The following is a 22,804-nucleotide window of genomic DNA, read 5'->3' on the forward strand; positions in this document are numbered from 1 at the left end:
CCTGGCAACCCCCGCCCGGGCGATCCGACTCAGACGCTGGGACGGATCGCCCGGGCCGCGGCCCGAGCCCGGTCACCGGCGATCGAGGCGTCGTCGGCATAGGCCACGACGACGCCCAGGCGCCGACCCGGGTGGGCCTCGGGCTTGCCGAACAGCCGCAGGTCCACGCCGTCCTGCATGAGCGCCTCGTCAATGCCCGCGAAGCTCACGCCCTCACCGGGCACCGAGTCGCCGGAGGCCTTGATGGTCACCGAGGCGCCAGGGGAGTGCAGCGAGGTGTCCACCGGCAGGCCCAGCAGGGCCCGGGCGTGGAGCTCGAACTCGCTCAGGCGCTGACTGGCCAGGGTCACCAGCCCCGTGTCGTGAGGGCGCGGGGAGACCTCGGAGAACAGGACCTGCTCGCCGCGGATGAACAGCTCCACGCCGAACAGGCCCCAGCCGCCCAGCGCGGCCGTGATTGACCGGGCCACCTGCTGGGCCCTCTCCAGGGCCGCCGGACTCAGTTGCTGCGGCTGCCAGGACTCCACGTAGTCGCCGTCCACCTGACGGTGACCGATCGGCTCGCAGAAGCTCGTGACCGTCTCCCCGGTACGTGGATGGCGCCATCTCACCGTGAGCAAGGTGATCTCGGTATCGAATCGGACGAATCCCTCCACAATGACCCGCCCACGGTCCACGCGCCCGTCGGCGGCCGCGTAGCGCCAGGCCGCCTCCAGGTCCTCCGGACCGCGTACCACGGACTGACCGTGGCCCGACGACGACATGACCGGCTTGACCACGCAGGGGAAGCCCACCTGCTGGGCGCCGGCCGCCAGCTCCTCCAGGGACGAGGCGAAAGCATAAGGGCTGGTCGGCAGGCCCAGCTCTTCGGCCGCCAGGCGACGGATACCCTCACGGTTCATTGTCAGCCGCGTCGCACGGGCCGTCGGCACCACCCGGACCTCACCGGCCTGCTCCAGGGCCACTAGCGCGTCGGTCGCCAGCGCCTCGATCTCCGGGACCACGATGGTGGCGCCGCTGGAGCGGATGGCCGCGGTGAGTGCCTCAGGGTCACTCATATCCACCGTCAGGGCGTTATGGGCCACCTGCTGGGCCGGAGCCCCGTCGTAGCGGTCGATGGCCGTGACCTCCACGCCCAGGCGACTCAGCGCAATCGTCACCTCCTTGCCGATCTCTCCGGCACCCAGCAGCGCCACCTTCGTGGCGCTGCTGGTCCAGGCCGTGCCCAGGACCGGGGCATCGGGCCGCGGAGCGGGAGTCTGCTGGAACATATTGGGGGAGGGACGGGCACTCTGGTCGGAACTGGGCGAGGAGCTCATGGGGCCTCCTGAGGTGCGGATGCCGTGAACCGGCGACAACGAGTACGGGCAACGGTGAAACGCTACCGGTAATCCGGCGTCGGCGACGGGCAGGCATACCCGGACGTGCGATGCTTGGGCCATGCATGACGAGCGCCGCCCCCAGCCCTCCTCCGGCAAGCGCAAGCGGCTCCAGGACACCGTTCCCATCGAGATCCCCGCCCTCGACGAGGCCACTCCGCCGGTGCCGCCCGCCGAGCGGCCCGAGATGATCATCGTCACGGGAATGTCCGGGGCCGGGCGCTCGCGCGCGGCCAACGCCCTGGAGGACCTCGACTGGTACGTCGTGGACAACCTACCGCCCCAGCTGCTGCCCGCCCTGTCCGGCATGATGACCACGGTCGGCGCCGGTGTCCACCGGCTGGCGGCGGTCGTCGACGTGCGCAGCCGCGAGTTCTTCTCCCACTTCATGGACTACCTGCGCAAGGTCCGCGACAACGGCACCGACGTGCGTCTCATCTTCCTGGACGCCTCCGACGCGGTCCTGGTCCGGCGCTTCGAGTCCTCGCGCCGTCCCCACCCGTTGCAGGGCAACGGCTCCGTCCTGGACGGTATCGAGCACGAACGCACCCTCCTGGGGGGCTTGAGGGGCGTCGCCGACATCGTCATCGACACCTCCAACTACTCCGTCCACGACCTGGCCCGGAGGGTGCGCGAGCTCGTGGCCCACGAGTCGGATCTGGCCCTTCGGATCAACGTCATGTCCTTCGGCTTCAAGTACGGCATCCCGCTGGACGCCGACCACGTCCTGGACGTGCGCTTCATCCCCAACCCCTACTGGGTCTCCGAGCTGCGCCACCTCACTGGCCGGGACGCTGCGGTGGCCGACTACGTCTTCGCTCAGAAGGGCGCGGCCGCCTTCGTTGACGGCTACGCGGACCTGCTTGTTCCTGCACTTCCGCAATATGTTGACGAGCTCAAGCCTCACGTTACCCTGGCTGTGGGCTGCACCGGCGGCAAGCACCGTTCCGTGGCGTCGGCGGAGAGGCTCGGGGCCAGACTGCGGCGAGCGGGTTTCGAGGTCGTCGTCCAGCATCGTGACCTTGGACGGGAGTAGACAGTGGGAACGACGATCGACGTGGCGGGCTGGCCCCGTCGCGGTGAGGAAGGGCCCGCCGTCGTCGCCCTGGGAGGAGGCCACGGCCTGTCCGCCACGCTCCGGGCTCTGAGGCATATCAGTCACCGGCTCACCGCCGTCGTCACCGTCGCCGACGACGGAGGCTCCTCCGGGCGTCTGCGCCGGGAGTTCGGCTGCCTGCCGCCGGGAGACCTGCGGATGGCGCTGGCGTCCCTGTGCGATGACTCCGAATGGGGCCTGACCTGGCGTGACGTACTCCAGCACCGCTTCGAGGGCCAGGGCGAGCTCGACAACCACGCCTTGGGGAACCTTCTCATCCTGTCCCTGTGGCAGCTGCTTGGGGACGACGTCGCCGGGCTCGACTGGGTGGGGCGCCTGCTGACGATCCACGGGCGAGTCGTGCCGATGTCCTCCTCACCCCTGGTCATCGAGGCGGACATCGTCTCGGGGGGAACCAGCCGCAGAGTCAGCGGACAGGTGGCAGTAGCCTCTGCCCGAGGACGTCTGGAGAACGTGGGCGTCGTGCCGGAGGACGCCGATGCCCACCCCGAGGCGCTACGCGCCATCGACGAGGCGGACTGGGTGGTCCTGGGGCCGGGCTCCTGGTACACCTCGGTGCTTCCGCACCTCATTCTTCCCTCCATGCGCCAGGCTCTGGTGAGTACCTCCGCCCGCAAGGTCGTGGTCCTCAACCTCTCCGCCCAGCGGGGTGAGACCGACGGCATGACCAGTGCCGACCACCTGCGGGTCCTGAGGCAGTACGCGCCCGACCTGCGCCTGGACGTCGTCCTGGCCGATCCCTCGACCGTTGAGGACGTCGACGACCTTGAGTCGGTGGCCTCAGCCATGGGGGCCATCGTCGTCCTGCGGCAGGTACGCACCGGTGAGGCCCTGTGCCACCATGATCCACTGCGCCTGGCAGCCGCCTTCCGAGACGCTTTCGAGGGCGCGCTGGGGGACGTCACCGACGAGATTCAGACCTGATGCAACCGGCAGTTCGGCCGGACCGCGGCACGTCCCGGTGGATCCCCGTGGATCGTGATAATGGACTCATTGAAGAATCCTGCTGCTCGCCATCGTTCATAATTCCTTGCGTCCCCGCCCAGCCCGCCGCAGGGTGGCACTGCTAAGAATTTTCCTAGATGCGCCTTCGGGCGCCGCACCATGTTGCTATGTTGTCTCATCTGCCCCGGTCGCTGCCCGACTCATGCCCTTTCGAGCGGAACACCGGTTTCACCTGAGTGACGCCAGCAGTATCCATACTCCGCCCGTTTCCATCCACACCGACTACGACCCCCGAGCACGAGGAGCCCACCCATGTCGCTGACGGTCACCGTCAAGGATGAGCTCGCGCTCGTTGTCACCGAGAACGCCGCCCAACGGCGGGCGGAGGTCTCCGCGATGCTGCGCTTTGCCGGAGGGCTGCACATCGTCTCGGGTCACATCGTCGTCGAGGCCGAGCTCGACCACGGCGGGGCAGTGCGACGACTGCACCAGCACCTCAAGGAGCTCTACGGGATGGAGCCCGAGGTCATGGTGGTCCAGGGCGGTTCCCTGCATCGGGGATCGCGCTACGTGCTGCGCGTGACCAAGCGCGGCAAGGACCTCGCTCGCCTCTCCGGACTGGTGGACGACCGGGGCCGGCCCGTGCGCGGGATGCCAGTCGCGGTCGTCCAGGGCGGACGCAACGCCGCTGCTGCCGCCTGGCGTGGAGCCTTCCTCGCCCGCGGATCCCTGACTGAGCCAGGTCGCTCGTCGTCCCTGGAAGTCACCTGCCCCGGGTCCGAGGCGGCGCTTGCCCTTGTGGGGGCGGCGAGACGGTTCGATATTTCAGCCAAGGCCCGAGAGGTGCGCGGGGCCGATCGCGTCGTCGTACGTGACGGAGAGGCCATCGGCGTGCTCCTGGAGAGGATGGGGGCGCCTGAGGCCTTCAAGGTGTGGGCCGAACGACGCTCCCGGCGCGAGTCGAGGGGCACGGCCAACCGCCTGGCCAACTTCGACGACGCGAACCTGCGCCGCTCCGCGCGTGCTGCCGTGGCCTCGGGGGCTCGGGTCGAGCGAGCCTTCGAGATCCTGGGGGACGATGTCCCGGCCCACCTGCTCCAGGCCGGCCGCCTGCGCATCGCCCACAAGCAGGCCTCCTTGGAGGAGCTCGGGCAGCTCTCCGACCCGCAGCTGACCAAGGACGCCGTCGCCGGTCGCATCCGTCGGCTACTGGCCATGGCGGACAAGCATGCGCACGAGCTGGGGATCCCCGACACCGAGTCGGTTCTCACCCAGGAGATGCTCGAGCCCTGAGGACAGATAGGACCTCGGTCCCGGCCCGGGGGACAATCGATGGTCATAGACGCCGTGGAGGCTGGTTCATGCGTCACAGTGTTCGCCCGTGGCGTGGTCGGCGACTCCCAGCGGCTGCCCAGTGTGACTAGACTCAGCCGTGCCGGAACTGAATCGGATCTCATTCTGAAGATGTTCCGGAGCACACGCCATGTGTGAGAAGAGCCCAGCAACCGTGCGCCGCAACCGGCGCACTAGGAGGACACAAAGTGACCACCCGCGTTGGAATTAACGGCTTCGGCCGGATCGGCCGCAACTTCTTCCGCGCCGCCCTCGAGCAGGGCGCCGACATCGAGGTTGTCGCCGTCAACGACCTGACGGACAACAAGACCCTGGCCCACCTGCTCAAGTACGACTCGATCCTCGGTCGGTTCAACGGCGAGGTCTCCTACGACGAGGATGGCATCACCGTCAACGGCAAGCACATCAAGGTGCTCGCGCAGCGCAACCCCGCCGACCTGCCCTGGGGCGACCTGGGCGTTGAGGTCGTCGTGGAGTCCACCGGCTTCTTCACCGACGGCGAGAAGGCCAAGGCCCACCTCGACGGTGGTGCCAAGAAGGTCGTCATCTCCGCTCCCGCCAAGAACGTCGACGGCACCTTCGTCATGGGTGTCAACGAGGGCGACTACGACAACGCCACGATGAACATCGTGTCCAACGCCTCGTGCACCACCAACTGCCTCGCCCCCCTGGCCAAGGTTCTCCACGAGAACTTCGGCATCGAGCGCGGCATCATGACCACCATCCACTCCTACACGGGTGACCAGCGCGTCCTCGACGCCCCGCACAGCGACCTGCGCCGTGCTCGCGCCGCCGCGCTGAACATGATCCCCACCAAGACCGGTGCCGCTCAGGCCGTGGCCCTCGTCCTGCCCGCCCTCAAGGGCAAGTTCGACGGACTGGCCGTGCGCGTCCCCACCCCGACCGGTTCGCTGACCGACCTGACCTTCATCGCCGAGAAGGAGGTCTCCGTCGACGCCGTCAAGGCCGCCGTCAAGGCCGCCGCCGAGGGCGAGCTCAAGGGTGTTCTCGAGTACACCGAGGACCCGATCGTCTCCACCGACATCGTGGGCAACCCGCACACCTCGATCTTCGACGCCACCGAGACCAAGGTCATCGGTAACCTCGTCAAGGTCCTCTCCTGGTACGACAACGAGTGGGGCTACTCCAACGCCCTGGTCCGCCTGACCTCCCTGGTCGGCTCCAAGCTCGCCTGAGACCAGACCGAGAGCATGACTCTCTAGAAGACGGCGCCCGCGCCACGCTATGCGTGCGCGGGCGCCGTCCGTCAGATCCCACACCATCACCCACAACCGATGAGAGGCTTTATGAAGACCATCGAGTCCCTGGGCGACCTCAAGGGCAAGCGAGTCCTGGTCCGCTCCGACTTCAATGTGCCGCTGGACGCCGACAAGAACATCACTGACGACGGCCGCATCCAGGCCGCTCTGCCCACCCTGCGCACCCTGCTCGACGCCGGTGCGAAGGTAATCGTTACCGCCCACCTGGGTCGCCCCAAGGGGCAGGTCAACCCCGACTACTCCCTGGCCCCCGTCGCCAAGCGTCTCGCCGAGGTCACCGGCGCCAAGGTGACCCTCGCCGAGGACACCGTCGGCGAGTCCGCCAAGGCCGCTGTCGCCACCGTCGGCGACGGTGAGATCGTTCTGCTGGAGAACGTGCGCTTCAACGCCGCCGAGACCTCCAAGGACGATGCCGAGCGTGAGGCCTTCGCCGCCGAGCTCGCCGCCCTGGCCGACGTCTTCGTCTCCGATGGCTTCGGCGTCGTGCACCGCAAGCAGGCCTCCGTCTACGACGTCGCCAAGCTCCTGCCCTCGGCCGCCGGCCTCCTGGTGCTCAAGGAGATCGAGTCCCTGGGCCGCGCCGTCAATGACCCCGAGCGCCCCTACACCGTGGTGCTCGGCGGCTCCAAGGTCTCCGACAAGCTCGGCGTCATCTCCAACCTGCTGGGCAAGGCCGACCGCCTCCTCATCGGTGGCGGCATGGCCTACACCTTCCTGGCCGCACAGGGCTACGAGGTGGGCACCTCCCTGCTGGAGAAGGACCAGATCGACACCGTCAAGGGTTACCTGGAGACCGCCAAGGCCAACGGCGTCGAGCTCCTTCTGCCCATCGACACCGTCGTGGCTCCCACCTTCGCCGCGGACGCCCCGGCCACCGTCGTTCCCTCCAGCGAGCTGCCCGCCGACCAGATGGGTCTGGACATCGGCCCTGAGACGCGAGGGCTCTTCGCCGACGCCATCGCCACCTCCAAGACCGTGGTGTGGAACGGCCCCATGGGCGTCTTCGAGTTCCCGGCCTTCGCCGAGGGCACCAAGGCCGTGGCCAAGGCGATCTCCGAGTCCGACGCCTTCTCCGTCATCGGTGGTGGCGACTCCGCCGCGGCCGTGCGCACGCTCGGCTTCGACGAGGACACGTTCTCCCACATCTCCACCGGCGGCGGCGCCTCCCTCGAGCTCCTCGAGGGCAAGACCCTGCCGGGTATCGCAGTGCTCGAAAACTGAAGGAAGGCAACGTAGATGAGCAACCGCACCCCGCTCATGGCGGGCAACTGGAAGATGAACCTCGACCACCTCGAGGCCAACCACCTCGTCCAGGGCCTGGCCATGGAGCTCAAGGACCGCGACCACGACTACGCCAAGTGCGAGGTCGTCGTGATCCCGCCCTTCACGGACATCCGCACCGTGCAGACCGTCGTCGACGCCGACTCCCTGAGCATCAAGTACGGCGCCCAGGACGTCTCCACCCATGACAACGGCGCCTACACCGGTGAGATCTCCACCGAGATGCTCACCAAGCTCGGCGTCAGCTACGTGGTCGTGGGCCACTCCGAGCGCCGTGAGTACCACGGCGAGTCCGACGCCCTCGTGGGTGCCAAGGCCCGCAAGGTGCTCGACGCAGGCATGACCCCCATCCTGTGCTGCGGTGAGGCCCTCGAGATCCGCAAGGCCGGTACTCACGTCGAGTTCGTCCTGGGACAGATTCGCGCCGCCCTGGAGGGGTGGAGCGGCGAGGACGTCGCCAAGATCGTCATCGCCTACGAGCCCATCTGGGCCATCGGCACCGGTGAGACCGCCACCGCTGAGGACGCCCAGGAGGTGTGCGGAGCAATCCGTGAGGCCCTGCGCGCCGACTACGGCGACGCCACCGCCGACGCCACTCGCATCCTCTACGGCGGCTCTGCCAAGCCAGACAACATCAAGGAGCTCATGGCCCAGCCCGACGTCGACGGCGCCCTGGTGGGTGGAGCCTCCCTCAAGGCCGACTCCTTCGCCGCCATGGCCGGCTTCTACGCCTGATCAGCTCTGAGCCGCGAAGGAACCGGACTCATCGGTTCCTCACCGGCTCCAACGCTCATTGTCCGGGTCCCGGACACCTCACACCACGAGGTGTCCGGGACCCGGTGCGTTGCAGGTAGACTGCCAAGCGGACAGGTGGGGGTGCAGAGCCCGTCGACAACCGTGCCGGACCGTAACCGGAGCGTGCCGCCCCCACAGCAAGACGAAATCAACGACGAAGGGAACGCGGCGTGAACGTGGTGCGTATCGTCCTTCAGGTGCTGCTCGTCCTCTCGAGCTTCTTCCTCATCATGTCGATCCTCCTGCACAAGGGCAAGGGAGGCGGTCTGTCGGACATGTTCGGCGGCGGTATCTCCTCCTCAGCGGGGTCCTCCGGCGTGGCCGAGCGCAACCTCGACCGCATCACCGTGGCCGTGGCCATCACCTGGACGATCACGATCGTCGGGCTCGGTCTGGTCGCCAAGCTCGGTTGAGTGCCGGCTGGTCCCGACGAGCACCTCGAAGTCGACGGCTCCGGCCGTCGGAACCGCCCATGACCCGCGCGGCGACGCTCTGGCTCTGGCGCTGCGCGGCTACCTCGCTCATCTGCGTGTCGAGCGCGGACTGAGCCCTCACACCCTGAGCGCCTACGAGCGCGACCTCAGCCGCTACCTGCGTTACCTGAGAAGCAGCGGTATCGCGGCCCCGCAGGAGGTGAGCCGCAACGACGTGGCCGGCTTCCTCGAGGTGCTGCGCACCGGAGCTGACGGCGCGCGCCCGCTGGCCTCGTCGTCAGCCTCCAGAAGCGTGACGGCCGTACGCGGCTGGCACAAGTTCCTGCTGGCCGAGGGCACTACCTCGCAGGACCCCTCGGCCACGGTGCGTCCGCCCCAGCCCGGCAGGCGGCTGCCCAAGGCGCTGAGCATCGAGGAGGTCCGCTGCCTGCTGGAGGCCGCAGGGATCGACGACTCTCCAGTGAGCCTGCGCGACCGGGCACTGCTCGAGGTCCTCTACGCCACCGGCGCCCGCATCTCCGAGGCGGTCGGGCTCGTCGTCGACGACCTCTATGCCGACTCCCGGCTGCTGCGACTGTTCGGCAAGGGCCGCAAGGAGCGTGTGGTCCCCATGGGGACCTACGCCTGGGAGGCGCTGGATGCCTACCTGGTACGAGGCCGGCCGGTCCTGGCGGAGAAGGGCAGGGGAGTACCGCAGGTCTTCCTCAACACCCTGGGACGGCCCCTGAGCCGGCAGAGCGCCTGGGCCGTCCTGCAGCAGGCCGCTGAACGGGCCGGACTCGCCGGGACTAGCACCTCCGACGAGCGCCACATCTCGCCCCACACCCTGCGCCACTCCTTCGCCACCCACCTGCTGGCCGGAGGTGCGGATGTGCGTGTCGTCCAGGAGATGCTCGGGCACGCCTCCGTCACCACGACGCAGATCTACACGAAGGTCACCGTCGACCACCTGCGGGAGGTCTACGCCACCAGTCATCCGCGCGCGCTGGCCTGAGCGCTGCGATGAGTGAAGCCTGGATGAGGGCCGGGGCCGGCCTGAAAGCGGGATGTTCTCGGGCGTGTCCCGTCTGAACTGGGCGAGGTCGGTCGGCTTTCGACTAGGCTGGAGAACGTGAATGACTCCATCCAGCCAGGCCTGATCGACAACCCCGGCACCGAAGAGAGCGAGGAGAAGGACTTCCCCGTTCCCGCGCCGCTGGAGTCGCACGGACCCGCTCGGGTCATCTCCATGTGCAACCAGAAGGGCGGCGTCGGTAAGACGACGACGACGATCAACCTCGGTGCGGCGCTGGCCGAGCTGGGGCGCAAGGTCCTCATCGTCGACTTCGACCCGCAGGGGGCCGCCTCCGCGGGCCTGGGGATCAATGCCCACGAGCTCGACTCCACGATCTACGACCTGCTCGTCGCCAGCCGCCCAGACATCCGCACCATCATCCACGAGACAACAGCGCCGGGCCTGGACATCGTTCCGGCGAACATCGACCTGTCGGCCGCCGAGGTCCAGCTCGTCAACGAGGTAGCCCGTGAACAGGCCCTCAAGCGGGTGCTGCGTCCCGTCCTGGACGAGTACGACGTCATCCTCGTGGACTGCCAGCCCTCGCTCGGGCTGCTCACCATCAACGCCCTGACCGCCTCCCACGGCGTCATCATCCCGCTGGAGACCGAGTTCTTCGCACTGCGAGGCGTGGCGCTCCTGGTCGAGACCGTCGAGCGGGTCAAGGACCGTCTCAACGCCACCCTGGAGATCGACGGTATTCTGGCCACCATGGTGGACTCCCGCACCCTGCACTCGCGAGAGGTGCTCGAGCGTTTGGAGCAGGCCTTCGGTGAGCAGCTCTTCGACACGCGCATCCGACGCACGATCAAGTTCCCGGATGCCTCCGTGGCCAACGAGCCGATCACCAGTTATGCGCCCTCCCACCCCGGCGCGGAGGCCTACCGCAGGCTGGCCCGCGAGGTCATCGCCCGCGGCGATGTCGCCTGAGCTGGAGGTCCAGGAGACCGATTCGGGGCCGGGTACGCAGGATCCGCCTCGTCTCCCCGGCTTCAGTGTCACCCTGCCTCAGTTCGAGGGGCCTTTCGACCTGCTCCTGAGTCTCATCGCCCGTAAGCGGCTCGACGTCACCGAGCTTGCGCTGGCGGAGGTGACCGACGACTTCATCGCCCACATGCGCTCCGACTGGGACCTGGGGCGCGCTTCGGAGTTCATCGTGGTGGCCTCCACCCTCCTGGCCCTCAAGGCCCACCGGCTTCTGCCCCACGACGAGGACGACGAGGAGCCCGACCTCGAGCTGCTCGAGGCCAGAGACCTGCTCTTCGCCCGACTCCTGCAGTACCGGGCCTTCAAGGAGGCGGCAGCCGCCTTCCGCCACCGGGCGGAGATCTCCGCACGTAGCCATCCCCGGATCGTGGCGCTGGAGCCGCACCTGGCGGCCCTCCTGCCCAGGCTCGTGGCCACCATCACCCCTGAGGACCTCACTCGCCTGGCGGTCGGCGCCTTCACCCGCCCCGGGGATCCGGGTGTCCAGACCGTCCACCTTCACGAGCGAGTGCCGGTCGGCGAGCAGCTGAGTCTCATCGCGCTAAGGCTGCGCCGCCACGGGACCCTGACCTTCGCCCAGATCATCGAGGACGCCGAGCGCACGGCAGTCGTCGTCGCCCGGTTCCTGGCTCTGCTCATCCTCCATCGGCAGGGCAGCGCCGAACTGGACCAGATTGAGGCCATGGGCGAGATCACCGTGACCTGGTGCGCCGGGCAGGATGATCTGACCAGCATGATGGCCTCCGAAGACCTGACCGAGCTCGAGGAGGAATTCGCATGAACGATGTCGCCGAGCCCCAGTTGCGCAGCGCCGCCGAGGCGATCCTCATCGTTGCCGACGAACCGGTGACCACCTCCGCGATCGCTGAGGCCCTCGGCCTCGATGAGCGAGCGGCCGAGGAGCTGCTCGATGACCTGGCCGCCGAGTATCGGGGAGAGACTCCCGGCAGCCGTCCCCATGGGTTCCTCCTGCGGCGGGCGGCCGGCGGGTGGCGCTTCGCCTCCGTGCCCGAGCACGCCGACCTCGTCGAGCAGTTCGTCATCGGCGGGGCCACGGCGCGCCTGAGCCAGGCCGCCCTGGAGACCCTCGCCGTCGTCGCCTACCGGCAACCGGTCACCCGTGGACGCGTCGCGATGATCCGCGGCGTCAACGTCGACGGCGTCATGCGTACCCTGCACGCCCGCGGCCTCATCGAGGAGGCCGGGGCTGAGACCTCCGGTGCGATCCTGTACCGGACCACGGGAGAGTTCCTGGAGTACCTGGGAATCAACTCCCTGGACGAGCTGCCGCCCCTGGCCCCGTACCTGCCTCGCGTCGAGGCGCTGGGAGAGATCGTCGAGCAGGCCGAGGAGACGGCCGTAAGGAGGAACCCATGACCCCGAGGAACCGCCACAGCAGAACCGGTCCAGTTCCCTACAGCGACTTCGGCGGCGAGGAGTTCTACGACGAGGACGACCTCGAGGAGCTGGACGAGGCTATCGACGCCGCCGACCTGGCCGCCTTCGACGCCGAGGCCATCGACGAGGACGAGGAGTCCCGTCTGCTCGCGATGCGCGAGCGTGCCTCCAAGGGCGGCCAGGACGACCCGCACGTCGCCTCCGGCCAGCGCCTGCAGAAGGTCCTCGCCCATGCCGGAGTCGCCTCACGCCGGGCGTGCGAGCAGCTCATCGCCGACGGTCGCGTCAGCGTCGACGGCGTCACCGTCACCGAGCCGGGCGTCAGGGTGGATCCGCTGACTCAGGAGATCCGCGTCGACGGCAGCCGGATCCTCACCAACCCCGAGCTCCTCACCCTCATGCTCCACAAGCCGGCCGGCGTCGTCACCACCATGGAGGATCCCGAGGGACGTCCGACCGTGGCCCGGTACGGGCACGACTACCTGGCCCAGCACCCCGAGCTGCCCGGCTCGCTGCGTCTGGTGCACGTCGGCCGCCTGGACACCGAGACCGAGGGGCTGCTCCTGCTGTCCAACGATGGTGAGCTCTCCCATCGGCTCATGCACCCCAGCTTCGAGATCACCAAGACCTACGTCGCCATTGTCGAGGGCCAGGTCGAGCCCTGGGTGCCGCGCAAGCTGCGGCGCGGCATCGAGCTCGAGGACGGCGAGGCCCGCGCGGACCGGGTCACCGTCAAGGACTCCGGTCCGCGGGGCTCCATCATTGAGATCACCCTCCACTCGGGCAAGAACCGCATCGTGCGGCGCATGCTGGACGCCGTCGGCCACCCGGTGACGCGCCTGGCGCGCACCCGGCTGGGACCGCTGCGGCTGGGCAACCTGCGCCCCGGTGAGACCCGAGCCCTGAGCAGTGAGGAGATCGCGGCACTCCAGCAGGAGGTCGGGCTGTGACCGAGTCTCAGCCTCGGGCGTCGATGTCCACACGTGGACCGGTCCTCATCGTCGGTACCGGGCTCCTGGGAACGTCTCTGGCCCTGGCGCTGCGGGTAGCGGACGTCGAGGTCCAGCTCTCCGACACCTCGCCCACGTCCCTGGCCCTGGCCCGTGACATGGGGGCGGGAACGCCCCACGACAAGCACAGCCCGGAGCCGCAGATCGTCGTCGTGGCCACCCCACCCGACGTGACCGCCGACGTCGTCGTCGCGCAGCTGACCGCTCATCCCCATGCCGTGGTCACCGACGTGGCCTCCGTCAAGGAGCGGATCGTCGCGGAGGTTCGGGCCCGGGCGGGAGCGCAGGTGCGCAGGTACGTCGGCTCCCACCCGATGGCGGGCCGCGAGCGCTCGGGTGCCGGCGCCGCCGACTCCGACCTCTTCGCCGGACGTCCCTGGGTGGTCGTCGGCCAAGACTCGGATCCCGAGGCGGAGCTGGTCATCAGGAACCTGGCGGTCGACGTGGGCGCCACCCCGGTGCGCATGGGAGCGTCCGAGCACGACGCCGCCGTCGCCGCCGTGTCCCACATGCCCCAGCTCGTCGCCTCCCTGGTGGCCGCCCGCCTGGAGGAGCTGGGGGAGAGCGCCCTGGCCCTGTCGGGTCAGGGACTTCGCGACGTCACCCGGATCGCGGCCTCGGATCCGCGCTTGTGGTCGGCGATCATCGTGGGCAACGCCGGGCCCGTGGCCGATCTGCTGCGCCAGATCAGTGATGACCTCAGCGCGTTGATCGAGGGCATCGAGGCGGCCGCCTGCAAGCCGGACAGTCCCGAGTACACGGCTCCGGGAGCTGCCCAAGCCATCGCCCCGGGCGCCGTCGGAGCGATCACCGACGTCATGGCCAGGGGAAACGCCGGACGGGCCCGCATCCCCGGAAAACACGGTGGGGCGCCGCGCCGCTACGCCGAGGTCCAGGTCCTCGTGCCCGACGCCGCCGGCGAGCTCGGTCGGCTCTTCTCCGACGTCGGCGCCGCCGGTATCAACATCGAGGACTTCTCCCTGGAGCACTCGGCCGGACAGAGGGCCGGCATTGCGCTCATCTGCGTCCTACCGGCGGCTGCCCAGGGGCTGGAGGAGGCACTGGATGCCAAGGGCTGGCGCGTCGTCGCGGGCTGAAACCAGTTCAATCTGTTCGTGGAAGGTCCCTGTGTCAGTACTCATGGGGGCCTGATCCGCGGTATCGCGCCGGAGTGTGGGACGCTTGGCGCAGTTGTTGACAGGAATCGGACCCAGCTGGAGGACACCATGGGAATCGTCGTCGCGATCGACGGGCCGAGCGGATCGGGCAAGTCCACCGTCTCGCGGCGGGTGGCCGCCACGCTCGGGCTGGCCTACCTCGACACCGGTGCCATGTACCGGGCTGCGGCCTGGTGGTGCGAGCATGAGGACGTCGACCTGGCCGATGAGGCCGCCGTGGCCGAGGCCGTTGCCGCCATGCCCCTGCACATGGGCCTGGACCCCGACCACCCCGCCTTCACCGTGGACGGCGCCGATGTGTCGACCGCGATCCGTGACCCGCACATCGCCACGATCGTCTCGAAGGTCGCCACCAACCTCGAGGTGCGCGCCGAGCTGGCCCGCCGCCAGCGCGAGATCATCCGCTTCGAGGCCACCGGTCACGTCGGGTCCTTCTCAGGGGGAGCCGGCATCGTGGCCGAAGGGCGCGACATCACCACCGTCATCGCCCCCGACGCCGACGCCCGCCTGCTCGTGACCGCCTCAGAGGAGGCCCGTCTGGCGCGGCGCGCCGGAGACCTGGAGGCCGCCGGCAAGCAGGTCGACGCCGCCGCCCTGCGCGACCAGGTCGTGCGCCGCGACCGCGACGACTCCACGGTCTCCCAGTTCCTCACCGCGCCCGAGGGCGTCACCCTGGTGGACACCTCGGAGATGACCCTGGAGCAGTCCGTCGAGCGGGTCCTGGACCTGGTGGAGGAGGCCGCCGATTCCGCCGCCCTGCGCGACGCGGAGGAGGACCTGAGGGCGCAGGCCATGCGTGAGGGCCTGGGTGACTATGAGCTCGATGAGGAGGACCTCGCTCTTCTGGAGGCCCACGGGGAGCTTCCAACCGGTGACCGCACCGAGGCCGGGCTGCCGGTGCTGGCCGTCGTCGGCCGGCCCAACGTGGGTAAGTCGACACTCGTCAACCGGGTTCTGGGCCGCCGCGAGGCTGTCGTCCAGGACACCCCCGGCGTCACCCGTGACCGGGTCTCCTACCCGGCGGAGTGGGCCGGGCGCCGCTTCACCATCGTCGACACCGGCGGCTGGGAGGTGGACGTGGCCGGCCTCGACGCCGCCGTGGCCACCCAGGCCGAGGTCGCCGTCGAGATGGCCGACGCCGTCCTACTGGTCGTCGATGCCCAGGTCGGTATCACCGAGACCGACGCCCGCGTGGTGCGGATGCTGCGCCGCAGCGGCAAGCCCGTGGTCCTGGCCGCCAACAAGGTCGACTCCCCGGCACAGGAGGGGGACGCCGCCGCCCTGTGGAACCTGGGCCTGGGTGAGCCCTTCCCGGTCTCCGCCCTGCACGGCCGGGGCAGTGGTGAGGTCCTCGACGCCGTCATGGAGATCCTCCCGGAGGTATCCTCCGTGGCCACCGCCGCACCCGAGGGGGACCTGCACCGGGTTGCCCTCGTGGGGCGGCCCAATGTCGGCAAGTCCTCTCTGCTGAACTCCATCGCGGGCAGGGAACGCGTCGTCGTCAACGAGACCGCCGGCACCACCCGGGACCCGGTCGACGAGATCATTGAGCTTGACGGGCGCCAGTGGGTCTTCGTCGATACCGCCGGGATCCGCCGGCGCGTCAAGCAGTCGCGGGGCGCCGACTACTACGCGGTCCTGCGCACGCAGGGCGCCATCGACAAGGCCGAGGTCGCCGTCGTCCTCCTGGACGCCTCCGAGCCGATCAGCGAGCAGGACGTGCGCGTCGTCCAGCAGGTCGTTGACGCAGGCCGTGCCCTGGTCCTGGTCAACAACAAGTGGGACCTGGTGGACGAGGAGCGTCAGAAGATGCTCTTGTGGGAGGTCGAGCACGACCTGGCCCACGTCTCTTGGGCTCCTCACATCAATCTGGCCGCCCGGACGGGCTGGCACACCAACCGGCTCGTACGCGCCCTCGACGCCGCCCTGGAGGGCTGGACCACGCGCGTGCCCACAGGGCGCCTCAACGGCTTCCTGGGCCAGCTGCAGTCGGCCACCCCGCACCCGGTGCGCGGCGGCAAGCAGCCCCGTATCCTCTTCGCCACCCAGGTGCAGGTGGCCCCGCCCCGGATCGTCATCTTCACCACTGGCTTCCTCGACGCCGGATACCGGCGCTTCATCGAGCGTCGCCTGCGCGAGGAGTTCGGCTTCACCGGCACCCCCATCCAGATCGGGGTTCGTGTTCGCGAGAAGCGCCGGCGGCGCTGAGCCCTGGACGGGCTCAGCTACCGGCCGCGTCCTGCTCCTTGGCCCATGCCGCTACACGCGCGGTGCTCTCCTCCTCGGACAGATCCTCGACCCGGGTCATGACTGCCCACCGCACGCCGAAGGGGTCGCGGATGGAGGCGAACCTGTCCCCGGACACGAAGGTGTCAGGCGGTTCCAGTAAGGTTGCTCCGGCGGCAGTGGCCCGCTCGACGACGGCGTCGACGTCCGGGCAGTACAGGCCGATCGAGTAGCAGACCCGGTCCTCTGACGGGGTCGCAACCAGACCGGACAGGGCGGACGGCTCACCGATCTGGACCCTGCCGTGACCGAAGTCGAGCTCCGCGTGGACGACCGCCCCCTCGATCTCGACACTGTCCACAATGCGCGCCCCGAAGACGTCTCGATAGAACCGAAGCGCCCGGTCGGCGCCGTCGATGGCCAGAAACGGTGTGATACTGGTGAATCCGTGCGGAGTCCCGTGAGTCGTGTACTGACCAGTGGCTCCGGATACGTTGCGTGTACTCATGTCAACGACTGTAGGAACGGTGAGGTGCCTCCGCTTGAAGATCCGCGACAGATTCGGAACGGTGAGGAGACGTGCCCAGGACGACCGCTGATCAACGGGGGATTCTCTATCCCTCCAGGCTTCCGACCTTTCACCGGGAACCTGTGTCCGAGGCACTGGCCGACCGCGTCCGTTGGATCTGGATCCCGCGCTGGGACCTGCCCGCAGGACAACGGGACCGGCAGGAGGTTCTCCCGTTCCCCGCTTGTAACCTCGTTGTCGAGCCGGATGGGATCACCTTGCACGGCCCGACGACGAGCATCTCCTATCGCGAGCTGGAAGGTCGGGGCTGGGCTGTCGGAGCCCTTCTACGACCGGCGGGGGCCGGCGCACTGTGCTCCCCGTCCCTGATTCGGAATTCCCATCGGCCGCTCGAGGACCCTGATCTGAACGCCGCCGTCGCCGGCGCTATGGCGGACCCGAGCACGACGACGGGTGGCCAGCGTGCCGCCAGCGCACTGGCCGCCTGGGTGGCGCAGCATACTGGGCCGCCACCAGCGATGGCTCTCATGGCCAACAAGATGGAGGACGTCGTCGCCTCCGACAGAAGCATTCTGCGTGTCGATCAGTTGGCGAGACGTCTCGATCTGTCCATCCGAAGCCTGCAACGCCTCTGTGAGAAGTACATCGGTCTGCCACCACTCGCAGTGATCAGACGCTACCGGCTCCAGGAAGCGGCGCAGCGGCTCCGGGAGGATCCGTCTGTCACCGTTGCGTATGTGGCCGCCGAGCTCGACTACGCGGACCACGCCCACCTGACTGCCGACTTCCGGCAAGTCCTGGGCTTCTCACCGAGCCTGTACCGGCAGCAGACCATCAGCGATCGTCAGGCTCTCAGTGACCGGTAGCGGGCTCGGGCCTCGGAGGAGAGTCGCGCAGCCGTCAGAAACCAACAGGACCCCGCAATCCTGAGAACGATTGGCGCCGGACAGTGGCGCGCGGCTGTGACGCCCATAGACTGTAGCCATGCTGAATCCGGTTGACCCCACCACCACGCCCGCCTGGAAGCGCCTCACCGAGCTGCACGACTCCATGACTCCGGACCTGCGCGCCTGGTTCGCCGACGATCCCGAGCGCGCCGAGCGGTTCTCCTACGAGCTGGGGGACCTCTACGTCGACCTGTCCAAGAACCTGCTGACCGACGACGTCCGCGACGCCCTGGCCGAGCTCGCCGTGCAGGTGGACGTCCCGGGCCGCCGCGACGCCATGTACGCCGGCGAGCACATCAACATCACCGAGGACCGCGCCGTCCTCCACACCGCCCTGCGCCGCTCCGCAAACGATTCCCTGACCGTGGACGGGCAGGACGTCGTTGACGACGTCCACGAGGTCCTGGAGAAGATCTACGCCTTCGCCCGCCGCGTGCGCTCGGGGGAGTGGACAGGCATCACCGGCAAGCCCATCAAGACGGTGGTCAACATCGGCATCGGCGGCTCCGACCTCGGCCCCGTCATGGTCTATGAGGCCCTCAAGCCCTACGTGCATAAGGGGCTTCAGTGCCGCTTCATCTCCAACATCGATCCCACCGACTGCGCGGAGAAGGTCGCCGACCTCGACCCGGAGACGACCCTGTTCATCATCGCCTCCAAGACCTTCACCACTCTGGAGACCCTCACCAACGCCCGCATGGCCCGCGACTGGTTCCTGGCCGCCCTGAAGGACAAGGGCATCGAGACCGACGGCGCCATCGCCAAGCACTTCGTAGCGGTGTCCACCGCCCTGGACAAGGTCGCCGAGTTCGGCATCGACCCGGCCAACGCCTTCGGCTTCTGGAACTGGGTGGGCGGGCGTTACTCGGTTGACTCCGCCGTCGGTACGGTCCTGGCCGTGGCCATCGGCCCGGAGAACTTCGCCGACTTCCTCTCCGGCTTCCGCACCGTCGACGAGCACTTCGCCACCAAGGCCCCGGCCGAGAACGTCCCCATGCTCATGGGCCTGCTCAACGTCTGGTATGTCAACTTCTTCAAGGCCGGCTCCCACGCCGTCCTGCCCTACGCCCAGTACCTGCACCGCTTCGCCGCCTACCTCCAGCAGCTCACCATGGAGTCCAACGGCAAGTCCGTGCGCTGGGACGGCAGTCCCGTGACCACTGAGACCGGTGAGGTTTTCTGGGGCGAGCCGGGCACTAACGGCCAGCACGCCTTCTACCAGCTCATCCACCAGGGCACCCAGCTCATCCCCGCGGACTTCATCGCCGTGGCCAACCCCACCCACCCCATCAAGGACGGGGGAGTGGACGTCCACGAGCTGTTCCTGTCCAACTACCTGGCCCAGACCGCGGCACTCGCCTTCGGCAAGAACGCTGCGGAGGTGCGCGCTGAGGGCACCCCCGAGGAGATCGTCCCGGCTCGAGTCTTCGCCGGCAACAGGCCGACGACGTCGATCCTCGCCCCGGCCCTGACGCCCGCAGTCGTCGGGGAGCTCATTGCCCTCTACGAGCACATCACCTTCACCCAGGGCATCGTGTGGGGCATCGACTCCTTCGACCAGTGGGGCGTGGAACTCGGCAAGAAGCTGGCCCTGGAGATCGCCCCCGCCGTCCAGGGGGACGAGGGGGCTCTCGCAGGGCAGGACGCCTCCACCCGGGGCCTCATCACCCGCTACCGCAGTCTGCGTCGTTAGCCCGATGTGGAACGACGGCGACTCAGTCTCGATGGGCCCGCACGAAGACGCTCAGCATGTCCACGTGCGTGTGGCAGGTGCGGCGGATGCGCCATGTGCTGGTCGTCTGCTGTTCGACTTCAACACTGAGTTCGATGCCCCGACGCCCTCGGCGCAGGACCTCGCCTCCGGGTTCCATACGATGCTGGAACGTCAGGACGTCCTGGTGCTGTTGGCCGAGGACAGCAGCGCTGACAACCCACGAGCAGTGGGATTCGCGTACCTGACCTTGCGTCCCACCCCTTATGGCGACGGGCCAGTCGCTGAGCTCGAGGAGCTCTATGTGCGGCCGGAGCTGCGCAACCATGGCATCGGTTCCCGGTTGCTCCTGGAGGCGCTGGAACAGATGAGACGACGGTGTGCGCTTGAGATGCGCATCGGCGTCGATGAGGTCGATAGTGAGGCACGACGGTTCTATGAGCGGCACGGCTTCTCGAACGTGGAGCCCGACGGCGGCAGCCGGATGCTCTGTTACGTCACCGAGCTGGTTGAGCCGGTAGGACCATCAGCAGCCGATTCTTTCCGGCGACAATACGCAACCCTTAAGGAGGACATGATGAAGGATGTCGGCGTCGACGAGCTGCGCGGACGGCTCGAGGCGAAGGAGGACCTTGTTGTTCTCGATGTGCGCGAGCCCGACGAGGTAGCGCAAGCGGCAATCTCCGGCTCGGTCAACATACCGCTGGGACAGGTGATCGACCGGATGAGCGAGCTCGATCCGGCCAGACCCACTGTAGTCATCTGTGCCGGCGGCGTGCGATCCGCCAAAGCGATCGAGGCCTTGACCGCGGCCGGCTACACCGGCGAGCTGGTCAATGTCACTGGCGGCATGAAGGCCTGGCTGAGCCAGTAGCCCGACAGTCAACGCGCTGAGGCGCCCCTGTGACGGTCTCGGACTCTCGGGTTCGAGACCGTCACAGTTTCAGTTCCGATGCCGTGAGCGCCGAAGCAGCTCCTCGACCGTGCGCAGCACGCCGTCCTCGGTGTTGGCCGGTGCCGTATAGGCGGCCGCCGCCTGGATGCCGGGGTGGGCATTGCGCATGGCGAAGCCCAGGTCCGCGTGGTCGTAGAGGTCCAGATCGTTGAGGTAGTCCCCGAAGACGGCCGTCTGCTCCGGAAGGATCCCGAACCTGGCCTGGAGCGCCGCCAGGGCCCGCCCCTTCGAGGCCTGCGGGGACATCATGTCCGTCCAGTGCATCCCGGAGACGACGGTCTGGACACGCGGCACCGCCGCGGTCAGCGCCTGCGAGCTGCCGTCCTCGACGTCGTCGAAGTCGAAGACCGCGACCTTGAGCACCTCATCCAGGGGGATGGTCGTGAGGTCGTCAACGATCTCCAACGCCTCGTAGTACAGCTTGGCCTGGGCCAGGAAAGCAGGGTCGGACCGCTCGATGTAGGCGCGGTGCTTGCACGCGACGACGGCGCCGACGTCGTAGCCGGCTCTTGCAAGATCTCGCGTAGTGGTGATGGCGGCCGCGGTGTCCTCGGCGCAGATGGTGTCGGAGTGGATCTCCTCGCTGCCGAGGACCACGAGGGATCCGTTCTCAGCGATGAGCGGTGAGCCGTCGACGGCCGGTCCCAGGACCGCGCGGAGGTTCGCCAGCTGCCTGCCCGAGGCCGGAGCGAAGATGACCCCGGTACTGCGCATGTCCGCCGCTGCCTCGACCAGACCGACAGGAACCTGCCCGTTGCCGTCGATGAGGGTGCCGTCCATGTCCGAGACGACAAGGCGGAGATCAATCTCGGTGGGCAGTGGTTCAAGGAGCTCTGGTTCAAGAGGAAGACGCTTCACACGATCATCTTCTCAAGGTTGGCACCGTGATGTGGGCAGGACAGGGCGGCAACGACGGGAGCCTGTTCTCCACGAAGGAGAACAGGCGCCCGTCACAGAGATGGCTCGTATTCCTGAAACCCCAGCTCAGTCAGCTGGCCTGGCGGCGACGCATGACGAGGAAGGCTCCGGTGCCGAGCAGACCGGCCGCGACGACGGCGACGGCGATGCTGGGACCAGTGGTGGCCAGAGCGTGCTTCGTCGGTGTGCGACCCGAAGCGGCGACCGCAGGCGTCGAGGACGGCTTGGCCGGCGTACCGGTGCTCGTGGTGGTCTTCGTGGTCACCGTGGTAGCCGGAGCCGACGGGATCGGCGTGGCCTCACTGATGGCGGTCTCGGTGGCCGGGGGAGCGGTCTGGGTGGTAGGAGAAGTCGTCTCGGTAGCGGGCGCCGACGGCGTCTCCGAGGGAGTCGGCGCCGGAGCGGAAACGGTGGTGTCCGTCGTCGGAGGGATGTTGCTGGTCGACGGAGGCGTGTTGCTCGTGGTTGTGGGCGTCAGCGGCGTGTTGCTGGGGTTGTAAGCGGCGAAGTTCTGGGTGGCGTACCACCGACCGTCCGAGGTCTGGGCAAAACCGATGCCGATGGAGTTGACATCCCGGTTGACCATGTTCTGGTAGTGGCCAGGAGAGTTGAGCCACTGGTCGAAGATCAGTGCGCCGACGTCACCACCGTCGGTACGCCAAGCCACGTTCTCAGAGCCCGTGGTCCAGCCCGACGGATAGGCGGAGGTGAAGTCGGGGCGGTGCTCCATGGTGCTGGTGCTGGCCTGGTGCTCGGACCACTCCTGAGCGACGACGTCGAGCTCCTGGTAGCGGGTGACGGGCTGGAGTCCCAGGCTGGCGCGCAGCTCGTTGACCTTGGTCAGGACGGTGTCCGCGTAGGTGGCCCCCTGCTGGGAGACCTGAGCCGGAACCGCTACCGCAGCGGCCTCGGCGCCGTGGGCAGTAGCCGGGGCCGCCAGAGCGGGCGAGGGCACCGTCAGTGGCACGACGGCGAGCGCAGTTGCGGCAATGACGCGCTTGATGTTCATGTGTCGTTCTCTCTGATCGGGGACGCGAGAACACAGTCGGATTTGCAGCAACCGGTTATGAACCGGTGAGCAGGATGCTGTGAGCCATCCTTGATGTCGGCATTCACTCAACCACAGTCCCGAGCGCATCGCATGTTATTGGCCTGTGACTTTTCTGACCGAATTTGGCGTCCGGCTGAATTGGGGGCATGAGAGTGGCCGCCCTACTTTCGTGGTGTTATGTCAGCAAGAAGTAGGTGCGAAAGGTCGGGAGGCGAGGAAAGTGCCGTCATTGCAGCGTTTACTTGAGTGCAACTAA

General features: G+C 68.1%; 21 protein-coding genes and 2 pseudogenes. 19 read left to right on the forward strand and 4 right to left on the reverse strand.

The genetic code is table 11. The annotated features are described in order from the left end of the window. Nucleotides 1–29: 29 nt before the first annotated feature. Nucleotides 30–1,319, reverse strand: a complete 1,290-nt coding sequence (purT, locus tag BQ8008_RS04400) for a formate-dependent phosphoribosylglycinamide formyltransferase (protein WP_108832960.1) — start codon at nt 1,317–1,319, stop codon at nt 30–32. Between the two features lie 121 nt (nt 1,320–1,440). Between purT and rapZ the strand changes: the two genes are divergently transcribed. From rapZ to der, 14 genes are all read left to right on the forward strand, one after another. Beyond that, entirely contained in the window at nt 1,441–2,415 is a 975-nt protein-coding gene (gene rapZ / locus BQ8008_RS04405; RefSeq protein WP_108832961.1) for an RNase adapter RapZ, read from the forward strand. A gap of 3 nt (nt 2,416–2,418) precedes the next feature. Further along, entirely contained in the window at nt 2,419–3,420 is a 1,002-nt protein-coding gene (locus tag BQ8008_RS04410; protein WP_108832962.1) for a gluconeogenesis factor YvcK family protein, read from the forward strand. A gap of 333 nt (nt 3,421–3,753) precedes the next feature. Beyond that, nucleotides 3,754–4,734, forward strand: a complete 981-nt coding sequence (gene whiA / locus BQ8008_RS04415; RefSeq protein ID WP_108832963.1) for a DNA-binding protein WhiA — start codon at nt 3,754–3,756, stop codon at nt 4,732–4,734. 248 nt (nt 4,735–4,982) lie between these two features. Continuing rightward, nucleotides 4,983–5,990: a type I glyceraldehyde-3-phosphate dehydrogenase gene (gene gap / locus BQ8008_RS04420; RefSeq protein WP_075376867.1), complete on the forward strand. Its 1,008-nt coding sequence runs from the start codon at nt 4,983–4,985 to the stop codon at nt 5,988–5,990. Between the two features lie 111 nt (nt 5,991–6,101). Then, nucleotides 6,102–7,295 carry a phosphoglycerate kinase gene (locus BQ8008_RS04425; RefSeq protein WP_108832964.1) on the forward strand — a complete coding sequence of 398 codons (1,194 nt, stop codon included), beginning with the start codon at nt 6,102–6,104 and terminating at the stop codon, nt 7,293–7,295. A gap of 15 nt (nt 7,296–7,310) precedes the next feature. Beyond that, entirely contained in the window at nt 7,311–8,090 is a 780-nt protein-coding gene (tpiA, locus tag BQ8008_RS04430) for a triose-phosphate isomerase (RefSeq protein WP_108832965.1), read from the forward strand. A gap of 230 nt (nt 8,091–8,320) precedes the next feature. Continuing rightward, nucleotides 8,321–8,563 (forward strand): preprotein translocase subunit SecG, encoded by a 243-nt coding sequence (gene secG, locus BQ8008_RS04435; RefSeq protein ID WP_003784896.1) that lies wholly within the window; start codon nt 8,321–8,323, stop codon nt 8,561–8,563. A gap of 91 nt (nt 8,564–8,654) precedes the next feature. After that, nucleotides 8,655–9,578: a site-specific tyrosine recombinase XerD gene (gene xerD / locus BQ8008_RS04440; protein ID WP_108832966.1), complete on the forward strand. Its 924-nt coding sequence runs from the start codon at nt 8,655–8,657 to the stop codon at nt 9,576–9,578. Nucleotides 9,579–9,695: 117 nt separating this feature from the next. Further along, nucleotides 9,696–10,568, forward strand: coding sequence for a ParA family protein (locus tag BQ8008_RS04445; protein ID WP_108832967.1), 873 nt, complete (start codon nt 9,696–9,698; stop codon nt 10,566–10,568). After that, the gene (locus BQ8008_RS04450) at nt 10,558–11,406 is read left to right on the forward strand and encodes a segregation and condensation protein A (RefSeq protein WP_108832968.1); all 849 of its coding nucleotides are present in this window, start codon (nt 10,558–10,560) and stop codon (nt 11,404–11,406) included. The genes BQ8008_RS04445 and BQ8008_RS04450 overlap by 11 nt, the downstream gene beginning before the upstream one ends. Further along, nucleotides 11,403–12,002, forward strand: coding sequence for an SMC-Scp complex subunit ScpB (gene scpB / locus BQ8008_RS04455; RefSeq protein WP_108832969.1), 600 nt, complete (start codon nt 11,403–11,405; stop codon nt 12,000–12,002). The genes BQ8008_RS04450 and scpB overlap by 4 nt, the downstream gene beginning before the upstream one ends. Continuing rightward, nucleotides 11,999–12,973, forward strand: a complete 975-nt coding sequence (locus tag BQ8008_RS04460) for a pseudouridine synthase (protein ID WP_108832970.1) — start codon at nt 11,999–12,001, stop codon at nt 12,971–12,973. The genes scpB and BQ8008_RS04460 overlap by 4 nt, the downstream gene beginning before the upstream one ends. A 23-nt stretch (nt 12,974–12,996) precedes the next feature. After that, entirely contained in the window at nt 12,997–14,130 is a 1,134-nt protein-coding gene (locus BQ8008_RS04465; protein WP_442778216.1) for a prephenate dehydrogenase, read from the forward strand. Between the two features lie 129 nt (nt 14,131–14,259). After that, the gene (gene der / locus BQ8008_RS04470; protein ID WP_108832972.1) at nt 14,260–16,419 is read left to right on the forward strand and encodes a bifunctional cytidylate kinase/GTPase Der; all 2,160 of its coding nucleotides are present in this window, start codon (nt 14,260–14,262) and stop codon (nt 16,417–16,419) included. Nucleotides 16,420–16,432: 13 nt separating this feature from the next. Here der and BQ8008_RS04475 read toward each other — a convergent pair whose 3' ends face one another. Further along, a complete protein-coding gene (locus BQ8008_RS04475) occupies nt 16,433–16,945 on the reverse strand; it encodes a VOC family protein (protein ID WP_108832973.1) in 513 nt (170 codons plus the stop codon). Between the two features lie 143 nt (nt 16,946–17,088). On the opposite strand from BQ8008_RS04475, the pseudogene BQ8008_RS13970 reads away from it, so the two are divergent. The 5 genes and pseudogenes from BQ8008_RS13970 to BQ8008_RS04495 all read left to right on the forward strand — a co-directional run. Then, nucleotides 17,089–17,310: pseudogene (locus BQ8008_RS13970) on the forward strand (DUF6597 domain-containing transcriptional factor); the annotation flags it as partial. Nucleotides 17,311–17,493: 183 nt separating this feature from the next. After that, a complete protein-coding gene (locus tag BQ8008_RS13630; RefSeq protein WP_234415228.1) occupies nt 17,494–17,832 on the forward strand; it encodes a helix-turn-helix domain-containing protein in 339 nt (112 codons plus the stop codon). A 118-nt stretch (nt 17,833–17,950) separates the two neighbouring features. Further along, the gene (gene pgi, locus BQ8008_RS04485; RefSeq protein ID WP_108832975.1) at nt 17,951–19,606 is read left to right on the forward strand and encodes a glucose-6-phosphate isomerase; all 1,656 of its coding nucleotides are present in this window, start codon (nt 17,951–17,953) and stop codon (nt 19,604–19,606) included. A gap of 31 nt (nt 19,607–19,637) precedes the next feature. Beyond that, nucleotides 19,638–20,132 (forward strand): annotated as a pseudogene (locus BQ8008_RS04490) (GNAT family N-acetyltransferase); the annotation flags it as partial. A 69-nt stretch (nt 20,133–20,201) separates the two neighbouring features. Beyond that, nucleotides 20,202–20,498, forward strand: coding sequence for a rhodanese-like domain-containing protein (locus BQ8008_RS04495; RefSeq protein WP_108834665.1), 297 nt, complete (start codon nt 20,202–20,204; stop codon nt 20,496–20,498). A 69-nt stretch (nt 20,499–20,567) separates the two neighbouring features. On the opposite strand, the gene BQ8008_RS04500 is transcribed toward BQ8008_RS04495, so the two are convergent. Beyond that, nucleotides 20,568–21,437, reverse strand: coding sequence for an HAD-IIB family hydrolase (locus BQ8008_RS04500; protein WP_108832976.1), 870 nt, complete (start codon nt 21,435–21,437; stop codon nt 20,568–20,570). 130 nt (nt 21,438–21,567) lie between these two features. Continuing rightward, nucleotides 21,568–22,506, reverse strand: a complete 939-nt coding sequence (locus BQ8008_RS04505) for a CAP domain-containing protein (RefSeq protein ID WP_108832977.1) — start codon at nt 22,504–22,506, stop codon at nt 21,568–21,570. Nucleotides 22,507–22,804 lie beyond the last annotated feature (298 nt).

The organism is Actinomyces sp. Marseille-P3109 (assembly GCF_900323545.1).
GTDB lineage: Bacteria > Actinomycetota > Actinomycetes > Actinomycetales > Actinomycetaceae > Actinomyces.

Excerpts from the sequence above, each read along its gene's own strand:
- purT (WP_108832960.1), bottom strand. The coding sequence starts at position 1,319 with ATGAGCTCCTCGCCCAGTTCCGACCAGAGTGCCCGTCCCTCCCCCAAT.
- rapZ (WP_108832961.1), top strand. The coding sequence starts at position 1,441 with ATGCATGACGAGCGCCGCCCCCAGCCCTCCTCCGGCAAGCGCAAGCGG.
- whiA (WP_108832963.1), top strand. The coding sequence starts at position 3,754 with ATGTCGCTGACGGTCACCGTCAAGGATGAGCTCGCGCTCGTTGTCACC.
- BQ8008_RS04425 (WP_108832964.1), top strand. The coding sequence starts at position 6,102 with ATGAAGACCATCGAGTCCCTGGGCGACCTCAAGGGCAAGCGAGTCCTG.
- tpiA (WP_108832965.1), top strand. The coding sequence starts at position 7,311 with ATGAGCAACCGCACCCCGCTCATGGCGGGCAACTGGAAGATGAACCTC.
- BQ8008_RS04450 (WP_108832968.1), top strand. The coding sequence starts at position 10,558 with ATGTCGCCTGAGCTGGAGGTCCAGGAGACCGATTCGGGGCCGGGTACG.
- scpB (WP_108832969.1), top strand. The coding sequence starts at position 11,403 with ATGAACGATGTCGCCGAGCCCCAGTTGCGCAGCGCCGCCGAGGCGATC.
- BQ8008_RS04460 (WP_108832970.1), top strand. The coding sequence starts at position 11,999 with ATGACCCCGAGGAACCGCCACAGCAGAACCGGTCCAGTTCCCTACAGC.
- BQ8008_RS04465 (WP_442778216.1), top strand. The coding sequence starts at position 12,997 with ATGTCCACACGTGGACCGGTCCTCATCGTCGGTACCGGGCTCCTGGGA.
- der (WP_108832972.1), top strand. The coding sequence starts at position 14,260 with ATGGGAATCGTCGTCGCGATCGACGGGCCGAGCGGATCGGGCAAGTCC.
- BQ8008_RS04475 (WP_108832973.1), bottom strand. The coding sequence starts at position 16,945 with ATGAGTACACGCAACGTATCCGGAGCCACTGGTCAGTACACGACTCAC.
- BQ8008_RS13630 (WP_234415228.1), top strand. The coding sequence starts at position 17,494 with ATGGCCAACAAGATGGAGGACGTCGTCGCCTCCGACAGAAGCATTCTG.
- pgi (WP_108832975.1), top strand. The coding sequence starts at position 17,951 with ATGCTGAATCCGGTTGACCCCACCACCACGCCCGCCTGGAAGCGCCTC.
- BQ8008_RS04495 (WP_108834665.1), top strand. The coding sequence starts at position 20,202 with ATGAAGGATGTCGGCGTCGACGAGCTGCGCGGACGGCTCGAGGCGAAG.
- BQ8008_RS04505 (WP_108832977.1), bottom strand. The coding sequence starts at position 22,506 with ATGAACATCAAGCGCGTCATTGCCGCAACTGCGCTCGCCGTCGTGCCA.